We start from the raw sequence: 17,387 nt of genomic DNA on the forward strand, positions 1-17,387 counted from the left end.
CTCAAATTTCTTAATTTTAAGCTAAGATCACACAACTAGTAGAGGAATTTTATGTTGGTTGTTAAAAATACCCACGGTCATTATGTCAGACTTATTACCCATGTTTCCCCTTCAAATTGTGGTATTTCCGAATGAGGACCTCAATTTACACATTTTTGAGCCTAGATATCAAGAGTTGGTGCGGGATTGTGAAGAAGAAGAATTAACCTTTGGTATTCCGGCATACATCGAAGGAAAACTGATGGCGATCGGTACCGAGATCCGCCTGAACCGGATCGTTAAAAAATACCCCGGCGGAGAGTCTGATATTCGCACCAAAGGCATGGGCATATTCGCCATTAAAGAGTATTTTGAAAAGGTGCCGGGTAAGCTCTATTCCGGAGCTTCCATTGAACGGCTGGAACTGGACATGGAAGAAGCCCCTTATCTGAATGAGCAGATCCTGGAGAAAACCCGCGAGCTCTTTCAACTGCTGGATATCGAAAAGGACCTGCCCGAAGCGGCCTCGGATCTTTCCGTTTTTGATATTGCCCATCACATCGGACTGAGTCTGGACCAGGAGTACGAGCTTCTCAGTATCGGTAATGCACAGGAAAGACAGGAATTCATAATTGACCATCTTACCCGCCTGATACCGGTGGTGAAACACATGGATGAGATCCGGGAAAAAGCCCGGATGAACGGACATTTTCGACGCATCAATCCGCCGAAATAAAGTGTCGCAATCCCATTAATACATGGTATTGTCGTTGGCGCTGGTCTCGGGTATTTCCTGGATGGCATCCCAGTGCTCTACGATCTTGCCCTGATCATCAAAGCGAAAAAAATCCATAGTGACGTATTGGTCGCCATCCGGCCACATCTGATGGGTGTGCAGCGCAACCAGATCGCCCTGAGCGACGGCCCGCACAAAATCAATACTTTTGGCGGGATACTCCCGCTGCATTCTTTCAAAATAATCGATAAAAGGACCGGTGCCGTCCGCAACCAGCGGATTGTGCTGGATATAACGGTCGCCGACGTATAGGGAGACCGCCTGGCGGGGATTACCTTCGTAAGCCATCCGGTAGAAGGCGATGGCATTCGCCTTGTTGTTTTCTAACTGTGTATTGGTCATAATCTAGGCCTTTATATCCGCTATATGTTGTTCATCGATCTGAGCGGGAACTATTTTTATTCGTAATATAATCACAATACTGACGATAAAAAAGAATCCCAGCATCAGTACGCTGTTGCGCATACTGCCGGTGATCATTTCGAAGAAACCGAACAGGAAAGTACCGAGAATGATGGCCACCTTTTCCAGTACATCGTAAAAACTGAAATAGGAAGTGGTATCCTTGGTGCTGGCGGGCAGCAATTTGGAATAAGTAGAACGGGAAAGGGACTGAATACCGCCCATGACCATGCCTACACCGGCCGCTACCAGATAGAACTGCAACTTGCTATACACAAAATAGGCGGTGATGCAGATGAACGTCCAGATCACCAGCATGGTGATCAGCGAAATTTTATTGCCCTTTACATCCGATAGCTTAGCGAAAAGGTAGGCGCCCACGACGGCAACCAGTTGCAGGATCAGCACGAGAATAATGAGATCAGACCCGGCAAACTCCAGCTCTTTTTCGGCAAAAGTAGAAGCCAGGAACAGGACCGTTTGTACACCTGCACTGTAGCAGAAAAAAGAGAACAGAAAGAACTTGGTATTGTGTTGCAATTTTATGGCCTGCCATACGCGCTTCAGTTCATCGATACCTTTCTGGATCAATCTTTTCTGCGGTTTGTTTTCCGGATCGCTGGGCAGGCGTTTGAAAGGGATCTGGGCAAAGCCGATCCACCAGAGCCCCACCATCAGGAAGGAGATCCGGGCCGCCAGGGTGCCCTCCTCTGGTAAGCCGAACCAGTCGGGCTTTTGCAACATCAACAGATTAATGATCAATAGCAGAATACTGCCAATGTAGCCGTAGGCAAACCCCTTGGCACTTACCCGGTCGTAATTTTTTTCCGATGCAATCTCGGGCAGGTAGGAATTATAGAACACCAGACCACCGGCAAAACCGATGAGACCCAGCATGAACCCGATGGTGCCCAGCCCCAGGGTTTCGTTGCCCTGAAAGAAAAACAGGGAGATACAACCCAGCGAGCCAACGGTGGTGAACAGTTTCAGGAAAAACTTCTTCTTCCCGCCGTAATCCGCGATCCCGGACAGCAGCGGAGAAAGGATGGCAATGATCAGGTAAGCAAAAGAGATCGCGTAGGCAAAGAGAGTCGAATTGTACATTTCAAAGCCAAATACGGAGATCACATCATCCGTTACGGCCAGAAAGTAGGCCGGGAAAATAGCAACCGTGATCACCAGGGCAAAAGATGAATTCGCCCAATCGAACAAGGCCCAGCCGTTTATAGTTTTGGGATTATCCAGTTCGGAGGCTGAGCCGTGATCATGGGGTGAGGTCTGCGTTGGTGTGTCCATTATTATTGTTGATCTTATCCGTTTTGGGAATACCGATCCGGAATGAGGGTGCGAAAATTAGTTGGGGATCCATCCCTAATCAGCTTGCAGTTTTGTGGGGGGCTTTCATTTTATTTGCGTTATACATAAGTACGATCTGATCTTCGCACAAAGCATAAATATGGTGGAAAAAAACCGGGAATTTTAATCTGACGACTGCAAGATGTCATAATTTTTTTTTCTTTGAGACATGAAGATTGCCATTTTATCACGGGGCCCGCAATTGTATTCTACCCAAAGCCTGTTTCGGGCGGGGCGGAGAAGGGGGCACAGCATGCAACTGCTGGACCACGCGCGTTGTAGCCTCGTCATGGAAGACGGGCAATTTCGCATCATCGAGAACGGGCGTATCCTGCAGCCGGTGGATGCCGTAATCCCCCGGATCGGGGCTTCGGTCACGAATATCGGTGCATCGGTAATTACTCATTTTGAGAAAATGGGCATATTTACCGCAGCTTCTTCCCAGGCGCTGCTGCGCGCCAGGGATAAAATGCGTTGCCTGCAGGAATTGCAGGAACACGGGGTGCCGATCCCGACCACTATTCTGGTGGGGAGTAGTCTGGATCTGCCGCAGCTGGTCGACCGGGTCGGTGGCCTGCCCATCGTAATTAAATTGCTGGAGAGTACGCACGGAGCCGGGGTTTTACTGGCGCAAACGATGACGAACGTCCGGGCTACGGTAGAAGCATTCCACCGACTCAATCAGCGGGTGACCTTGCAGGAATACATTCGCGAATCCAACGGTAGTGATATCCGGGCCCTGGTGGTGGACGGCCAGGTGGTGGCCAGTATGAAACGGCAGGCGCAGGCCGGAGAATTTCGTTCCAATCTTCACCGCGGCGCCAGCGCCAGTGTTGAACCGCTCACTACTGAGGAAGAATCCATTGTACTGAAAGCCGCGCAGGTGATGGGACTGGCGGTGGCCGGAGTCGATCTTCTGCGTTCGGCCCGTGGGCCCCTGATCATGGAGGTGAATGCCTCACCGGGGCTGGAAGGCATTGAAAATACTACAGAAGTCGATATTGCGGGCGAGATCATTAATTACGTTGAACGGGGCGTCAGCGCCCGCAAACTCGTGGAGAAGCTGCCCGGAAACGGCCCGGATATTCAATAGATACCAACAAACATGATGACCTTTACCTTTCAGGATGCAGATATTTTTCGGGGAGCTCAACGTATCATTTCGGGGCTGAACTGGCGGTGGAAAGACGGCCAGCACTGGTTGCTTACCGGACCGATCGGAAGCGGGAAAACGACCATTGCGGAAGCGATCATGGGGCGTTGTCGTACGAGTCCCGGCGGACTGACCTTTTACGATGACGGTCAGGTGGTCTCCATATATTCCCTCAAACCGCACATGCATTATCTGGCATTCACCGAAGATACGCATAAGCTGCGGTTCGGCGATGTGTTCTACTACCAACAGCGCTACCAGGCTATGGAAAGTAATGCCGGCCTCACCGTGGCGGAATATCTCTTTGGTAAAAAACCGCAGACGGTTCCCGGAGCACTGGCCCCTCTGAACGTCGAACCTCTCCTGGATCGGCGTTTTATCCAGCTTTCCAACGGACAGACCCGGCGCGTGCGACTGGCAAAAAGCCTAATGACGAATCCCCGCTTTCTGATCCTGGAAGAGGTTTTTACCGGTATTGACCGGCAGACCACCGGCATCATTGAGAATATGCTGGTTCAACAGGCCGAACTGGGTACCCGGATCCTGCTTATCGGAGAATACGCACCTTCCTTTATTACCAATGTGCTGAGTTTGCACGAATCCCAGTCGGCCGAGAGCTGGACCCGGGCCGATTGGATGGCCCGTTCCGATGATCCCACCGTCGCCGATGTAAAGACAATACCCGTCGAACTGACGCGGCCACCGGCTGCCAATCCGGACTGGAATTTTGCGGATGCACTGCGCTTCGACGAGGTTTCGGTCTCCTATCAGAAAAAGACGGTGGTAAAGGATCTGAACTGGCGGGTAAAAAAAGGGGAGAAGTGGATGCTCAGCGGTCCGAACGGATCGGGAAAATCTTCTCTGATCAGTCTGATATTTGCGGATAACCCGCAAGCGTATTCCCAAAAGATCACCTTGTTCGACCGGACGCGGGGAAGCGGCGAAAGTATCTGGGACATCAAGCGAAAGATCGGATTCATCTCACCCGAGCTGCAAACCTACATGCGCAGCCGGCGTAATGCCGTCGACATCGCGGCGGCCGGATATACCAATACCATGGTGCTGAGCCGCAAACTGGTGAAACACGAAATTGATCGTTTGCGCGATCTGTTCGACTATTTTGGCATCCGACATTTGGCCAAAAAACCGTTTACTGATCTCTCGAGCGGCGAACAACGCCTGGTCCTTTTTGTACGTGCCGTTATCAATAATCCGGCGCTGCTGGTCCTGGACGAACCTTTCCACGCTATGGACGAGCATTTTCACCGGCAATGTCTGCGATTTTTAACGGATTTTTGCCACGAGGAAAGGACACTTATCTACGTTTCTCACCTCCAGGAGCCTCCTCCGAAATTTATCACGCACGAACTTGATCTCGGGGCATTATAAGGCCCGAAAAAAGAGGTAAAAATGAACACATTTTCATGCTTTCATGGTTTTGGAAATGTAATTTATTTGATGACCGGATGTTGATTTTGACATCATATAGGTGTTAAAAACAGGTTACTTTTTTACTTTTTTACACTAAGGTTTTGCGTTCATGAACTTAATTAATTGAAAATCAATTGATTAGTTCTAAAAATATGCACTTTTTAACAAAAGAAAATATGAAGATTTATTCATTTATTATATGTAAATAATTGAAAATTAGATTGTAATAAATATTTAAATAAAAAATTTATATCATATCTAACATTTGTTACCCCGTAAATTTGCAACTCATTCCTAAAGGGTCTATACTTGTGTCAACAAAAGGAAATAAATATGTTCAAGACTCGTCAAATGTGTTGTTGCTGTTGTCTGGTGAGCGATCACTCCGGCGGGGCATTTTCGTATTGATGAGCTATATTTTGACAGCTCAGAAGGCCTACTCGGAGATCACGGGTAGGCCTTCTGACGTTTACAGCCCTTCCCTCCGATTCAACCAAACTCAATAGATCATAACAAAAACCAAAAATAACAGTATGTCGGCTTTTGATTTTTCCAAAGTAAGCGAAGCAGCGCGCAAAGATATTATTGAACTGGATCGCCGGATCAACGACTTCAACAGCGGAAAAGAGGACGAGGAGCGCTTCAAGCATTATCGCCTGACGCGTGGGGTTTACGGACAGCGCCAATTTGGGGTACAGATGTTCCGGACCAAGATCCCTTACGGAAAACTCACTTCCGACCAACTGGCCCAGATCGCCAACGTTTCCGAGAAATACACCAACGGTAATCTGCACCTGACCACCCGTCAGAATATCCAGATGCACTATGTAAAGCTGGCTGATTCTCCGGCCATCTGGACGGAACTCGCTTCCGCCGGCGTAACGGCCCGGGAAGCTTGCGGCAATACCGTCAGAAACATCACGGCCTCGCCGACCGCCGGAGTTGATCCGGAAGAGCCGTTCGATGTGTCTCCCTACGTTCATGCTGTTTTTGAATATTTCCTGCGCAATCCGATCTGCCAGGATATGGGCCGGAAGATCAAGCCCGCATTTTCCGCTACCGAGCGGGATTCCGCCTTTACTTATTTCCACGATTTTGGTTTTATTCCCCGCCTTCGTATTGTGAACGGCAAGGAAGTGCGCGGCTTTAAAGTCGTACTGGCCGGTGGATTAGGAGCAGTACCCTTCATTGCCCCCACCGTGTACGACTTTATGGAAACGGATCAGATCATTCCGTTCATGGAAGCTACCATCCGCGTATTCGATCGCTACGGCGAACGGGAAAAGCGGATGAAGGCACGGATGAAATTCCTGCTGCAAAAGTTGGGTCTGGAAAACTTCCTGGAACTGATCGAAGTGGAAAGAAGATCGCTTCTCAATCAGTCTGTACCCATCGAGGTGGAGGAGCAGGAAGTGATAGTACCCGAACTGCCCGAAGAACTGCCGGTTGCGGATATTGATCAGACGCGCTACGAGTTTTGGAAAAACACCAACACCTTCGAGCAAAAGCAAAAGGGCTGGTACGCCGCTTATATCCGGGTGCCACTCGGAGATATCCAGGCGGAAGAGGCCCGTCAACTGGCGGCCTTCATTAAAAAATACGCAGCGGACGATATCCGGATCACCGTCAACCAAGGACTGCTGGTGCGTTACCTGCGTCCGGAAGTATTGCCGCTGCTCTACCAGCAACTGGAAGCGATCGGTTACGGAGAAGGCGGCGCCGACAGTATTGCGGACGTTACGGCCTGCCCCGGAACCGATACCTGCGCCCTGGGCGTAACGAACAGCACCGGCCTGGCGGATGTACTGAGCCAGACCATTCAGAAAGAATATCCCGCGCTGATCACCGATAGTGAGATCAAGATTAAGATCAGTGGCTGTATGAATGCCTGCGGGCAGCACATGGCCGCTCAGATCGGCTTCCACGGAAGTTCCATCAAGCGTGATAATATGGTGATCCCCGCTATGCAGGTCGTACTGGGCGGTGGGGTTTCTCCCGAAGGTAAAGGAAGCACGGCAGATAAAGTGATCAAGTTGCCGACCAAGCGTATCCCCGATGCGATCCGCGCCCTGCTTAACGATTTTGCCGAGCATAAGAATGGAGGAGAGATCTTCAATGACTTCTACCAGAGAAACGGCAAACGCTACTTCTATAACCTGCTGAAGCCGCTGGCCGAGCTCGATGAACTGACGGAGACCGATTTCTTCGACTGGGGCCAGAACGAGCAGTACGAGCAGGAGATCGGAGTAGGGGAGTGCGCCGGGGTAAGCCTCGATGTGGTCGGTACCATTATCAATGACGCCCGGGAGAAGATCGAACTGGCGGAGGATGCTCTGGAAACCGATGAACTGGCTGCGGCCGTTTACCACGCTTACACCAGTTTCGTGATCGGCGCCAAAGCATTGCTGCTGAGCAAGGATGTAAAGTGTAACACCCATATCGGTATCCTGGACAGCTTCCAGGAAGCTTACATCAATGCCGGGGAGTTTCCGCTACAGGGCGATTTCGCATCTTACGTACTGCGCATCAACGAACAACAACCGAATACTCAATTTACCACCCAATATCTGCAGGATGCCAGGGCTTTTGTTGCCAATGTGATCCGTATCCGGGAAGACCAGTTGCAAGGAACTGCCGGAGTGGACAAACTGGTAATTGGTAACTACTATAAAGCGTAAACAATATGTCCTATCATCCACAACCTAAAGTATCTCTGGTCGGTGCCGGTCCCGGTGATCCGGACCTGATCACGGTGAAAGGCTGGAAAGCGCTGCAGAATGCGGACGTTGTTCTGTACGACGCGCTGGTGAGCCCGGAACTGCTGGAAGAAGCTCCCGCAAAAGCCGTGAAGATCTACGTTGGCAAAAGAGCGGGAAAGCACAGCTATAAGCAGGAAGAGATCAACCGGCTGATGTTGGAGTGTGCTATGAAATACGGACACGTTGTCCGGCTGAAAGGCGGAGATCCTTTTGTGTTTGGAAGAGGACACGAGGAAATGACCTACCTGGCGGGCTACGGCGTGCCGGTATATGTGATCCCCGGAATTTCCAGCAGTATTTCGCTGCCGGCTTTGCAGGGCGTTCCGGTTACCCGCCGCCATCTGAACGAGAGCTTTTGGGTACTTACCGGTACTACCCGCGCGGGCACTTTGTCTTCGGACGTGTCCCTGGCCGTGAAAAGCAGCGCTACGGTAATCATTCTGATGGGCATTCGTCGCCTGCGGGAGATCGCCGAACTGTATCGTTCCGAAGGTCGGGCTGATATTCCGGCCATGGTCATCCAGAACGGTTCGCTGCCGGAAGAACGCAGTGCGGTAGGCACGATCGGCGAATTGCCGGCACTGGCCGAAGCGCAGCAAATTGGTACCCCGGGTATTATCGTCATCGGTGAAACGGTTCGGTTACACCGCGACTTTTCCAAAACACTTTTTCAATTAAACAGCCTGCACCAGGAATTGGTGGCTCAATAAAAGGCAAGAGATCATGACAAAAATTACCAGCCATATGATGACGACCGGTCGCAAGCCCAACGATTGCGTACAGCACTGGGAAGTGGATTATCTGAACGAGGTGTTTTCCCCGATGACCTTCCAGGAAAGAATCCAGAATCTATACGAATACTTTTGTGAGGAGGACGTTATGATGACCACTTCGTTCGGTACCAAATCCGTTTTTATGCTGTATTGGGTGAGCCAGTTGCGGCCAAGTCAGGCAGTACATTTTTTGGATACAACCTACCATTTTCCCGAAACCCTGCAGTACCGCGATGATCTGACCGAGCAATTTAAACTCAATATGATCACCCTGACCCCGGAAAAAGAAAAGAACGAGCGCAGCCTCAAAGAATCCTGGTGGTCCACCAATACACCCCGCTGCTGCTATACCAACAAGATCCAGCCACTGGAGCCGGTCAAAGCGGCCCATAAGGTGTGGATGTCCGGGCTGATGTCCTACCAGACGGAATTCCGTTCCGGCCTGAAAGTTTTCGAGCAGCAGGGAAATATGCTGAAATTCCACCCGATCATCGATCTGGATGAAGGAGAGTTCCTGTACTATATGGACTTACTGGAGCTGCCCCACCATCCGCTCGAAAACCTGGGCTACGGCTCCATCGGATGTACGCACTGTACGGAGCACGGATCCGGCCGGGAAGGACGCTGGAAATCTTCCGACAAAACGGAATGTGGTCTTCATCCGGACTTCTTTTTGAACAAAAAGAAGTAAAAGCTGACATTAATCATACCTTTAAACATTATCAATATCTTAATTTTGTGCCAATTTTGAAACTTCTCCGGAGGGCGGGTCGCGCTTCGGGCAGAGTTTCACCATCTACATTTGAAAGTTAATACCATGATTGAAACGGATATCCTTATCGTTGGCGCCGGGCCGGTTGGGCTTTTTACGGTGTTCGAAGCGGGGCTGGTCAAATTGCGTTGTCATCTAGTAGATTCGCTTCCACAGGCAGGTGGACAGCTGAGTGAGATCTACCCCAAAAAACCAATTTATGACATCCCTGGTTACCCTTCCATTCTGGCCGGGGACCTGGTTGACCGCCTGATGGAACAGATCGCTCCTTTCAACCCTGGCTTTACCCTGGGCGAGCGTGCTGAACAGATCGAAAAGACCGAGGACGATAAATTTATTCTGACTACGAATAAAGGTACCAAACACAAAGCTTCTGTGATCGCCATTGCCGGCGGACTGGGATGTTTTGAGCCGCGTAAACCACCCATTGCCAATCTTGAGAATTTCGAGGATAAGGGCGTGGAGTACATCATCAAAGATCCGGAAGTATACCGCGATAAGCGGGTGGTGATCGCCGGTGGTGGAGACTCGGCTCTGGACTGGACCATTTTCCTGGCCGATGTTGCCAGTGAAGTAACTCTGATCCACCGCCGTCAGGAATTCCGCGGTGCGCTGGATTCCGTAGAGAAGGTGATCGACCTGGCTAATCAGGGCCGGATCTCCCTGCTGACCAACGCGCAGGCCGTCGGCTTGAACGGAAACGGCAAACTGACCGATGTGCTGATCAAGCACAAAACGGAAGGAAATATCACTCGTTCTACGGATCATTTTATTCCGCTCTTCGGTCTGTCGCCCAAACTGGGTCCAATCGCAGACTGGGGGCTGAATATCCAAAAGAACGCCATCGAGGTGGATACCTTCGACTACAGCACCAATGTACCGGGGGTGTACGCTATCGGTGACATCAACACGTATCCCGGCAAGCTGAAACTCATTCTTTGCGGTTTCCACGAGGCGACGCTGATGGTACAATCTGCTTTCAAACACATTTATCCGGACCGTAAACTGAGCTTTAAGTATACGACGGTGAATGGGGTGGAAGCGTTTTAGGTGTTTAGGTGCGAGGTGTCAGGCGTGAGGTGACAGGTGTCAGGGGCGAAGGTGTCAGGATCATTAACGCTGATATCTCGCACCTGACACCTCACAGCTCGCGCCTCTCACCTGACACCTGCCTCCTCTCACCTGTCCCTCACTCTCACACCTTCCGCTGCGCCCGTTCCCACAGCACACTTTGCCGGCCACCCAGGATCCGAAACAACCCTCTGTATACGGCATAATTCATGATGCAGAAATAGTAGGGGATGAACAGTGCCTTACTGCGCAGTTTTCTTTTTTCCAGCAACCAGCCCAGCAGTGCGGCCAGGTAGAACAGCACCTGCCCCGCCAGTGTGATCTGATAGAAAAGCGAGCCGGTGCTCAGCAGCGCAAGATTACTGATAAACAAAGTGATCAGAGCCAGCGGGGCGAGGGTCCAGCGGAGCACACGGTGCGATATGTACTGAAAACTCAGCCAGCCGTACCGAAAGATGTTCAGCAGGGGAGCCAGCCGGTAAATGGCCTGTAGCCCGCCGGCGGCAATCCTTATTTTGCGTTTCAGTTCTTCTTTTACCGAAGCTGAGGCCGTTTCCATGGCGTAGGCCTGATCCTCGTACTGGACCCGGTATCCCTTTTGGGCGATACGTAGGGTGAGATAAAAATCTTCGATGATGGTATCGTTAGGAATATTTTCGTAGAGGTCCGTACGAATGGAAAAAAGCTCCCCGGCGGCACCTACCACGGAATAGAGCTGGGCATCCCATTTTTTTAGCTGGGATTCATATTTCCAGTAAAAACCTTCTCCCGAACTGCTCGCTTCTTCTTTTTCTTCCTGTAGAATACGTTTTTCTCCGGCTACCGCACCTACCTCCGGCACCTGATAGTGGCGTACGATATTGCGTATGGCCTGGGTGTTGAGCAGCGTGTTGGCATCGGAGTAAATAACGATAGGTGAATTTACTTTAGGCATTACGCGGTGAACGGCGGCAATTTTACCCCGGCGTTCGGGCTGGTGTTCTACCAGTACCCGAATGGACGTATCCTGACTGAGGGCCCGCAACTGATCGGGCGTATCGTCATCAGAGCCATCGGTAACGAATAATAATTCCAGTTTTTCGGCGGGATAATCGAGCTCCAGAGAGTTCCGAAACTTCTCTTTTATCCAGTGACTTTCATTGTAAGCGGCCACCAAAAACGTGACTTTTGGCACCTCCGAATCCGGTGCCGGAGCGGGGATTTTTCGCTTTCCCTTAAATTTAACTAGGAAAAAAAGCAACATTCCATAGCCCAAATAGGTATAAAACAGTAGAAATAGGCTGACCCAAAAGATTACTTTCATGTGATCTTTTAAAATATATGTTAAAAAAACGAACAAATAAGGGGCTGAGGAAATTCAGATGTTAGATAAGGGCACAAAATAGGCAGCTCACTTATTTAAAATTAAAAAAAGAGTGAATTAATTTTAACGAACCTCCAGTTTTTGTATTTTTACGTCGGCAATAAACACTAAACAAGCTCCAGGCAAATATCTTAATAATTCAATTCTTATTTGAGCACGCAGTCCCAACTCCGCAAGACGTGAAACAAATATATTTGCCCTTACCTTAAGATCAGTCTATCCCACTTTTAGAGTACCCAGCACAAAAATTTTTTAAGACCATTATGTGGTGTATTTCCATGGAAGTATTCCCGGTCAGCTTTATGGAATTCCACTAAGGCATTTATCTACTTCTCCGTATCCCCCCCGCGAGTTGTATTATTTTTTTATGTTCTAATACATATTTAATACAGTATGTACCAACCATCTATGTCCACGATCCTAGTAGTGGAGCAGAACCCTAGTCTCGGTGCCATAATAATGGAAGCCTTGAGGGGGAAATACCAGGTGTCTGTCAAAACGGATCCTGCCACTACTTTTACTTATCTGTTTCAGGGGAATTTACCTGATCTGATCATACTCGATTACAACCGGGACCAGATCGAAATTCAGGAACTGTTATTCGAACTGCAACAGAATCGCTTCTTCAAACACATACCACTGGTTCTGCTGGGTAACGATCCACTCTTATCGAATGGTAGGGGAGGCAGTCCATCTTCGGGGCACCACCTGATCGGAAAACCCTTCAATCCGGAAAAGATTTTAGCGTATACTGATAAAATTTTGCGGCGAACTGAACATCTGCCGTAATCCCTCTGGTTAAACTATTATTTCGAACTACTCCGAACCATCTTACAACAAAATACCAGATATCCTATGAATCAATTTCACCCCGCTAAAAGTCGTAATATAACCAAAGGAAATATTTTGACGATCGGGCTCTCTGCTACGGAGTCCGCTAAACTTTCTCCAAAATCCAAGTACAGTTTTTCCTGGAATCATCTAAATCAGCTTCCCGAGGCTGATCGCTGGTTGCGCTTCAAACAGCGCAATATCCCGATGATGGTTTTTGCCGATTACCGGAAGGTAGTGGATGATCAATTCAACTGGGTTAGAAAGTTTAGAAAAGACCCGGCTCTGCAGTATGTACCCGTAATTTTGCTTAATTGTCCGGATAACATGGATTTCCGCAGAGCTTTATCCGCAGGTATCGATGACTGGTACCGCAGCGACGAGGACTGGGGAGCGCTGATCGCCCGTGGCCGACAGTTGCAGCGGGTACGCAGCCAACTTGACCGGCCTTCACCGAAGGCTGACCTGGAAATGAAAAAGACTTTCTGGCAACGGGGCAAACGGCTGTTTGACATCGTCGCTTCGTCCTCCTTACTTTTGCTGAGCGCTCCGATCTGCCTGCTGGTAGCCCTGCTGATCAAGCTGGAGTCTAAAGGGCCCATCATTTATCGCTCCAAGCGTGCCGGCCAGCATTACCGGGTTTTTGATTTCCTCAAATTCCGCTCTATGTACATGGACGCCGATCAAAGACTGGAAGAGCTCAAAAAACTGAATCAGTACGGCGAAGAGGGAGCCGCTTTCGTTAAGATCAAGAACGATCCGCGGATCACCCGGGTTGGCCGCATCATTCGTAAAACGAGCCTGGATGAGCTGCCCCAGCTGGTCAATGTACTGATGGGAGATATGTCTCTGGTTGGCAACCGGCCGCTGCCGCTGTACGAAGCAGAACAACTGTGCAAGGAAGATACCGCCGAAAGGTTCTCTGCACCCGCCGGGATTACCGGTCTCTGGCAGGTGACCAAAAGAGGTAAGGATGATATGTCGGTAGCCGAACGCATCAGTCTCGATATTGAATACTCCCGGAAATCCAGCTTTTGGTTTGATATGAAGATCGTTCTCCGGACCGTTCCCGCTATGTTGCAACACGAAAATGTATAAGTAAGGACCTGTGATTGTATTATTGATACCAGCAGTTGTTGTATTATTCTTTTTATTATTCCCATTCCTGGAAGTATTGCTGAGCCGGATGGTCAGGCCGAAAACTCCCGAACGCACGGATGACTTCCGCTCGTTCGGGATCATTATTACCGCCTACCGGAACTGGGAGATCAGTGTGCCTCTGGTAAGATCGCTGTTGAAGCAGGATTACCCGGGCAATTTCCGGGTGTATCTGGTAGCGGATAATTGCGAACCGGCCACCTTTCCGGTGGAAGACGAACGGCTCACTGTGATTTGGCCGGAAACGCCGCTCAACCTGAAAGCAAAGTCTATAATTCACGCTACGGAGCGTTTTCAGCACACCTACGATCACATTGTGATCTTTGATGCGGATAATCTCGCAGCACCCGATTACCTCCGCTGGATCAACCGGTATATCACTTTGGGTTATCCGGCAGTGCAGGGTCAGCGCACGGCCAAAAATCTGGATACCTTTTACGCCCGGGCCGATGCCGCCGGAGAATTTTACAAGAACTATACCGACCGGGCACTTCCGTTCCGGCTGGGTTCCTCTTCGGTCATCTCAGGTTCCGGGATGTCCGTCGAACGGGAGGCCTATCTCGGATATCTGAATAGCCCGGAGATCCAGGATGGGCAACACCTCTGGAAGAAGATGCTCCAGGAGGACAAGATCCTGCAAAACCACCTGTTGCGGCAGGATCTCCGGATCGCCTACGCTCCGGAAGCGGTAGTGTACGACGAGAAAGTCTCCGACGGTGCTGCCGTCGAGACCCAGCGTAGCCGCTGGTTGTATTCCTACTTCCAAAATATGCCCAATGCCATCGGCTTGCTGAGACGGGGACTGACCCGACTGAGCTTCAATCAATTCTGGTTCGGCCTGGTTACCATTGCGCCGCCACTGTTTATCCAACTGCTGCTGGCGGGTGTTCTGGGACTACTGGGACTGATCTTTTACCTGCCGGTATTCCTGATGATGCTGATCGGGGGGATCGTCTTCATCGGGAATATTCCTTTGAGCCTTTATCTGGACAATGCTCCCCGCTCGGTGCAGCAGGTCTTCTGGCGTTTGCCCGCCTTTGCCTGGCGACAGCTGAAGGCCCTGGCCAAGATCAAGGATCCCAATAAAAATTTCAAGCATACCGAGCACCGGAAAATGGTCACTCTGGACGATGTTGAACGTCCGGCCTGATCAAAGCCCGGATACTTCTATCGTGGCAGTCCGGTAAGCGCCGTCTGCCGGTCTAAGAACTGTTGGTTCGACAACTGAAGTCACCCTGGTAGGGCCCTCAGGTCCACGTCTATCTGCATTTCCCGCTTTTGATAATATTATACCCAAAAATATCCCGCACTGGAGATATATTCATTTCTTTGCTGTAATGAAGCGAAAGTATCTGTTGTGGCTGTCTCTGGCCCTGAACGGGATCGGGCTAATGGCGGCCGGTTACGTCATCTACCGCCTGGGCGGCTGGAATTTCTTTCGTTATCGCCTGGAACAGAGGGGCGTAGCGGCCGAATACGAACATCGAAAATCACTTTACGAAATTATGCAGTCGGATACGGCAAGTATTGTTTTTTTGGGAAACAGCCTGACGGCCTATTGCGACTGGGCCGAATTGCTCGGTAATCCGAAGATCAAAAACCGGGGCATTCCCGGGGACCGGATCAACGGTGTGCTCGATCGGCTGGAGGACATCATTCGGCTGGAACCGGATCAGTTATTCCTGATGATCGGGATCAATGATCTGCTTTTTGACGATCCGGTTTCCGTCTCGAATAAGTACCGGAAACTGGTGGATCGCCTGCAAAAAGAAATTCCTGGCTGTCAATTGCATCTTAAAAGCGTTTTACCCGTAAATAACCAGGTAAGGAATACATTCATTAACAATGAGGATGTACAGGTAGTAAATGAGGCAATCGAGCAATTAGCCCGGGATCGGTCGATCCCATTCATTGATCTCAGACCTTTGCTGTGTGATCCCTCCGGCCAGCTAAATGCAGCTTATACCGAGGATGGGGTCCATCTGAATGGACCAGCCTACAAAATTTGGGCCGCTGAGGTCGAAAAATATCTGCGCTAATTTGCCGACCTTTACGCCTGAGGTACACAATAATTAGACCCTCAATGGTTTTTAACAGTCTGCCGTTTTTAATCTTTCTGATGTTGTTCTTACCCCTCTACTTCGCACTGAAGGGGAAGAGCCGGCTCTGGTGGTGCCTGGCCGCCAGTTATTTCTTTTACGGTTGGTGGGACTGGCGTTTTCTCGGACTGATCATCTTTTCTACTTTGATCGACTTCACGATCGGAGCCAAAATGGCCATAGAAACGGAAGAAGATCAGCGCAAAAAATTGCTTTGGCTGAGCGTAGCCATAAATCTCGGAGTACTCGCCTTTTTCAAATACTTCAATTTCTTTGCCGATTCTTTGCAGGAGGCCGTGTCCGTGTTTGGCTGGCAGCTATCCTGGAATACCATGCACATTATTCTACCCGTCGGCATTTCCTTTTATACCTTTCAATCGATGAGTTATACCATCGATATCTACCGCAGAGATCTCGAACCGGAGCCCAGTTTCCTGCGCTTCGCTACCTATATTTCCTTTTTTCCGCAACTTGTTGCCGGGCCAATCGTGCGGGCCAAGACCTTTTTGCCGCAGTTGCGCCGGGATCACGCTTTCAACTGGGATAATTTATACCTGGGACTGGCGCAAATGCTGTGGGGATTTTTCAAGAAAGTGGCCATCGCCGATACGCTGGCGCTCTTCGTGGACCAAAGTTTTGGTTCTCCTCACCATTATGGCTCGCTCCATTTATTCATCGGAGTGTTTTTCTACGCCGTGCAGATCTACTGTGATTTTAGCGGATATTCGGACATTGCTATCGGATTGGCCCGGACAATGGGCTATCGCTTCCCCGTTAATTTTCGCACGCCTTATTTTTCCCAGGATTTTAGTGAATTCTGGACGCGCTGGCACATTACGCTGTCCAGTTGGCTGCGGGATTACCTTTACATCTCTCTGGGGGGGAATCGCAAAGGATACTGGAAAACACTCCGAAATCTGATGATCACCATGTTACTCGGAGGCCTCTGGCACGGCGCGGGATGGACCTTTGTTTTCTGGGGATTCCTCCACGGTCTTTATTTGATACTGCAGCGGATGCTCAGTCCGGCCTGGCAAAAGTTACACGCCAGATTACGGACCCCGAAAGTACTGTACGGCGGATTGAATATCCTGATCGTATTTTCGCTGACCTGTCTGGCCTGGATCTTTTTCCGGAGTACCAGTTTCGACCGGGCGCTCATTATCCTCGAACGGATGGCCTCACTGGAAGGATTCAGCTGGAGCAATGTGATCAACAAATTTGCGGTACTGCAGGGTGGATTTCTGATCGGGATCCTGTTGCTGGTGGAAGTTTCCAGTTTTCAGTTGGATTACCGGCGTCGGATTATATATCAACCCGTTTTCCGAGCGTTCTCTTTTGGTGCCCTTCTGTGGCTGATCGCCCTTTTTGGTACTTTCGGAGCGAATGCATTTATATATTTCCAATTTTAGTTTAACCCAATTTCGGAAGGCCGAACCTTTTG

The 17,387-nt window shown here is 49.9% G+C and carries 15 protein-coding genes; 12 read left to right on the forward strand and 3 right to left on the reverse strand.

Annotated elements, in window-relative coordinates:
• Window positions 1-82 precede the first annotated feature (82 nt).
• Window positions 83-715 (forward strand): LON peptidase substrate-binding domain-containing protein, encoded by a 633-nt coding sequence (locus CRP01_RS11555; RefSeq protein ID WP_099150203.1) that lies wholly within the window; start codon window positions 83-85, stop codon window positions 713-715.
• A 15-nt stretch (window positions 716-730) separates the two neighbouring features.
• Here the strand turns inward: CRP01_RS11555 and CRP01_RS11560 are convergent, their stop codons facing one another.
• Both CRP01_RS11560 and CRP01_RS11565 read right to left on the reverse strand, forming a co-directional pair.
• Window positions 731-1,117, reverse strand: a complete 387-nt coding sequence (locus tag CRP01_RS11560; protein WP_099150204.1) for a nuclear transport factor 2 family protein — start codon at window positions 1,115-1,117, stop codon at window positions 731-733.
• A gap of 3 nt (window positions 1,118-1,120) precedes the next feature.
• Window positions 1,121-2,473: an MFS transporter gene (locus CRP01_RS11565; protein ID WP_099150205.1), complete on the reverse strand. Its 1,353-nt coding sequence runs from the start codon at window positions 2,471-2,473 to the stop codon at window positions 1,121-1,123.
• 229 nt (window positions 2,474-2,702) lie between these two features.
• Between CRP01_RS11565 and CRP01_RS11570 the strand changes: the two genes are divergently transcribed.
• The 6 genes from CRP01_RS11570 (at window position 2,703) to CRP01_RS11595 (ending at window position 10,471) form a co-directional block, all read left to right on the forward strand.
• Window positions 2,703-3,626: a RimK family alpha-L-glutamate ligase gene (locus CRP01_RS11570; RefSeq protein ID WP_099150206.1), complete on the forward strand. Its 924-nt coding sequence runs from the start codon at window positions 2,703-2,705 to the stop codon at window positions 3,624-3,626.
• A 12-nt stretch (window positions 3,627-3,638) separates the two neighbouring features.
• On the forward strand, window positions 3,639-5,075 hold the full coding sequence (locus CRP01_RS11575; RefSeq protein ID WP_099150207.1) for an ATP-binding cassette domain-containing protein: 1,437 nt from the start codon (window positions 3,639-3,641) through the stop codon (window positions 5,073-5,075).
• Between the two features lie 575 nt (window positions 5,076-5,650).
• The gene (locus CRP01_RS11580; RefSeq protein WP_099150208.1) at window positions 5,651-7,795 is read left to right on the forward strand and encodes a HEPN domain-containing protein; all 2,145 of its coding nucleotides are present in this window, start codon (window positions 5,651-5,653) and stop codon (window positions 7,793-7,795) included.
• 5 nt (window positions 7,796-7,800) lie between these two features.
• Window positions 7,801-8,586 carry a uroporphyrinogen-III C-methyltransferase gene (cobA, locus tag CRP01_RS11585; protein ID WP_099150209.1) on the forward strand — a complete coding sequence of 262 codons (786 nt, stop codon included), beginning with the start codon at window positions 7,801-7,803 and terminating at the stop codon, window positions 8,584-8,586.
• A 13-nt stretch (window positions 8,587-8,599) separates the two neighbouring features.
• Complete coding sequence (locus CRP01_RS11590; protein ID WP_233752670.1) at window positions 8,600-9,340, forward strand: phosphoadenylyl-sulfate reductase; 741 nt, start codon at window positions 8,600-8,602, stop codon at window positions 9,338-9,340.
• 126 nt (window positions 9,341-9,466) lie between these two features.
• Window positions 9,467-10,471 carry an NAD(P)/FAD-dependent oxidoreductase gene (locus tag CRP01_RS11595; protein ID WP_099150210.1) on the forward strand — a complete coding sequence of 335 codons (1,005 nt, stop codon included), beginning with the start codon at window positions 9,467-9,469 and terminating at the stop codon, window positions 10,469-10,471.
• 145 nt (window positions 10,472-10,616) lie between these two features.
• Here CRP01_RS11595 and CRP01_RS11600 read toward each other — a convergent pair whose 3' ends face one another.
• On the reverse strand, window positions 10,617-11,795 hold the full coding sequence (locus CRP01_RS11600) for a glycosyltransferase family 2 protein (protein ID WP_099150211.1): 1,179 nt from the start codon (window positions 11,793-11,795) through the stop codon (window positions 10,617-10,619).
• A gap of 468 nt (window positions 11,796-12,263) precedes the next feature.
• Between CRP01_RS11600 and CRP01_RS11605 the strand changes: the two genes are divergently transcribed.
• From CRP01_RS11605 to CRP01_RS11625, 5 genes are all read left to right on the forward strand, one after another.
• Complete coding sequence (locus CRP01_RS11605; RefSeq protein WP_143473355.1) at window positions 12,264-12,644, forward strand: PleD family two-component system response regulator; 381 nt, start codon at window positions 12,264-12,266, stop codon at window positions 12,642-12,644.
• A gap of 66 nt (window positions 12,645-12,710) precedes the next feature.
• Window positions 12,711-13,784: a sugar transferase gene (locus tag CRP01_RS11610; RefSeq protein ID WP_222845710.1), complete on the forward strand. Its 1,074-nt coding sequence runs from the start codon at window positions 12,711-12,713 to the stop codon at window positions 13,782-13,784.
• Window positions 13,785-13,794: 10 nt separating this feature from the next.
• Entirely contained in the window at window positions 13,795-14,994 is a 1,200-nt protein-coding gene (locus CRP01_RS11615; RefSeq protein ID WP_143473356.1) for a glycosyltransferase, read from the forward strand.
• Window positions 14,995-15,181: 187 nt separating this feature from the next.
• Window positions 15,182-15,883, forward strand: coding sequence for a GDSL-type esterase/lipase family protein (locus tag CRP01_RS11620; RefSeq protein ID WP_099150214.1), 702 nt, complete (start codon window positions 15,182-15,184; stop codon window positions 15,881-15,883).
• 80 nt (window positions 15,884-15,963) lie between these two features.
• The gene (locus CRP01_RS11625) at window positions 15,964-17,355 is read left to right on the forward strand and encodes an MBOAT family O-acyltransferase (RefSeq protein WP_222845711.1); all 1,392 of its coding nucleotides are present in this window, start codon (window positions 15,964-15,966) and stop codon (window positions 17,353-17,355) included.
• The last annotated feature ends 32 nt before the right edge of the window (window positions 17,356-17,387 follow it).

The organism is Flavilitoribacter nigricans DSM 23189 = NBRC 102662, assembly GCF_002646595.1.
Taxonomy (GTDB): domain Bacteria; phylum Bacteroidota; class Bacteroidia; order Chitinophagales; family Saprospiraceae; genus Flavilitoribacter; species Flavilitoribacter nigricans.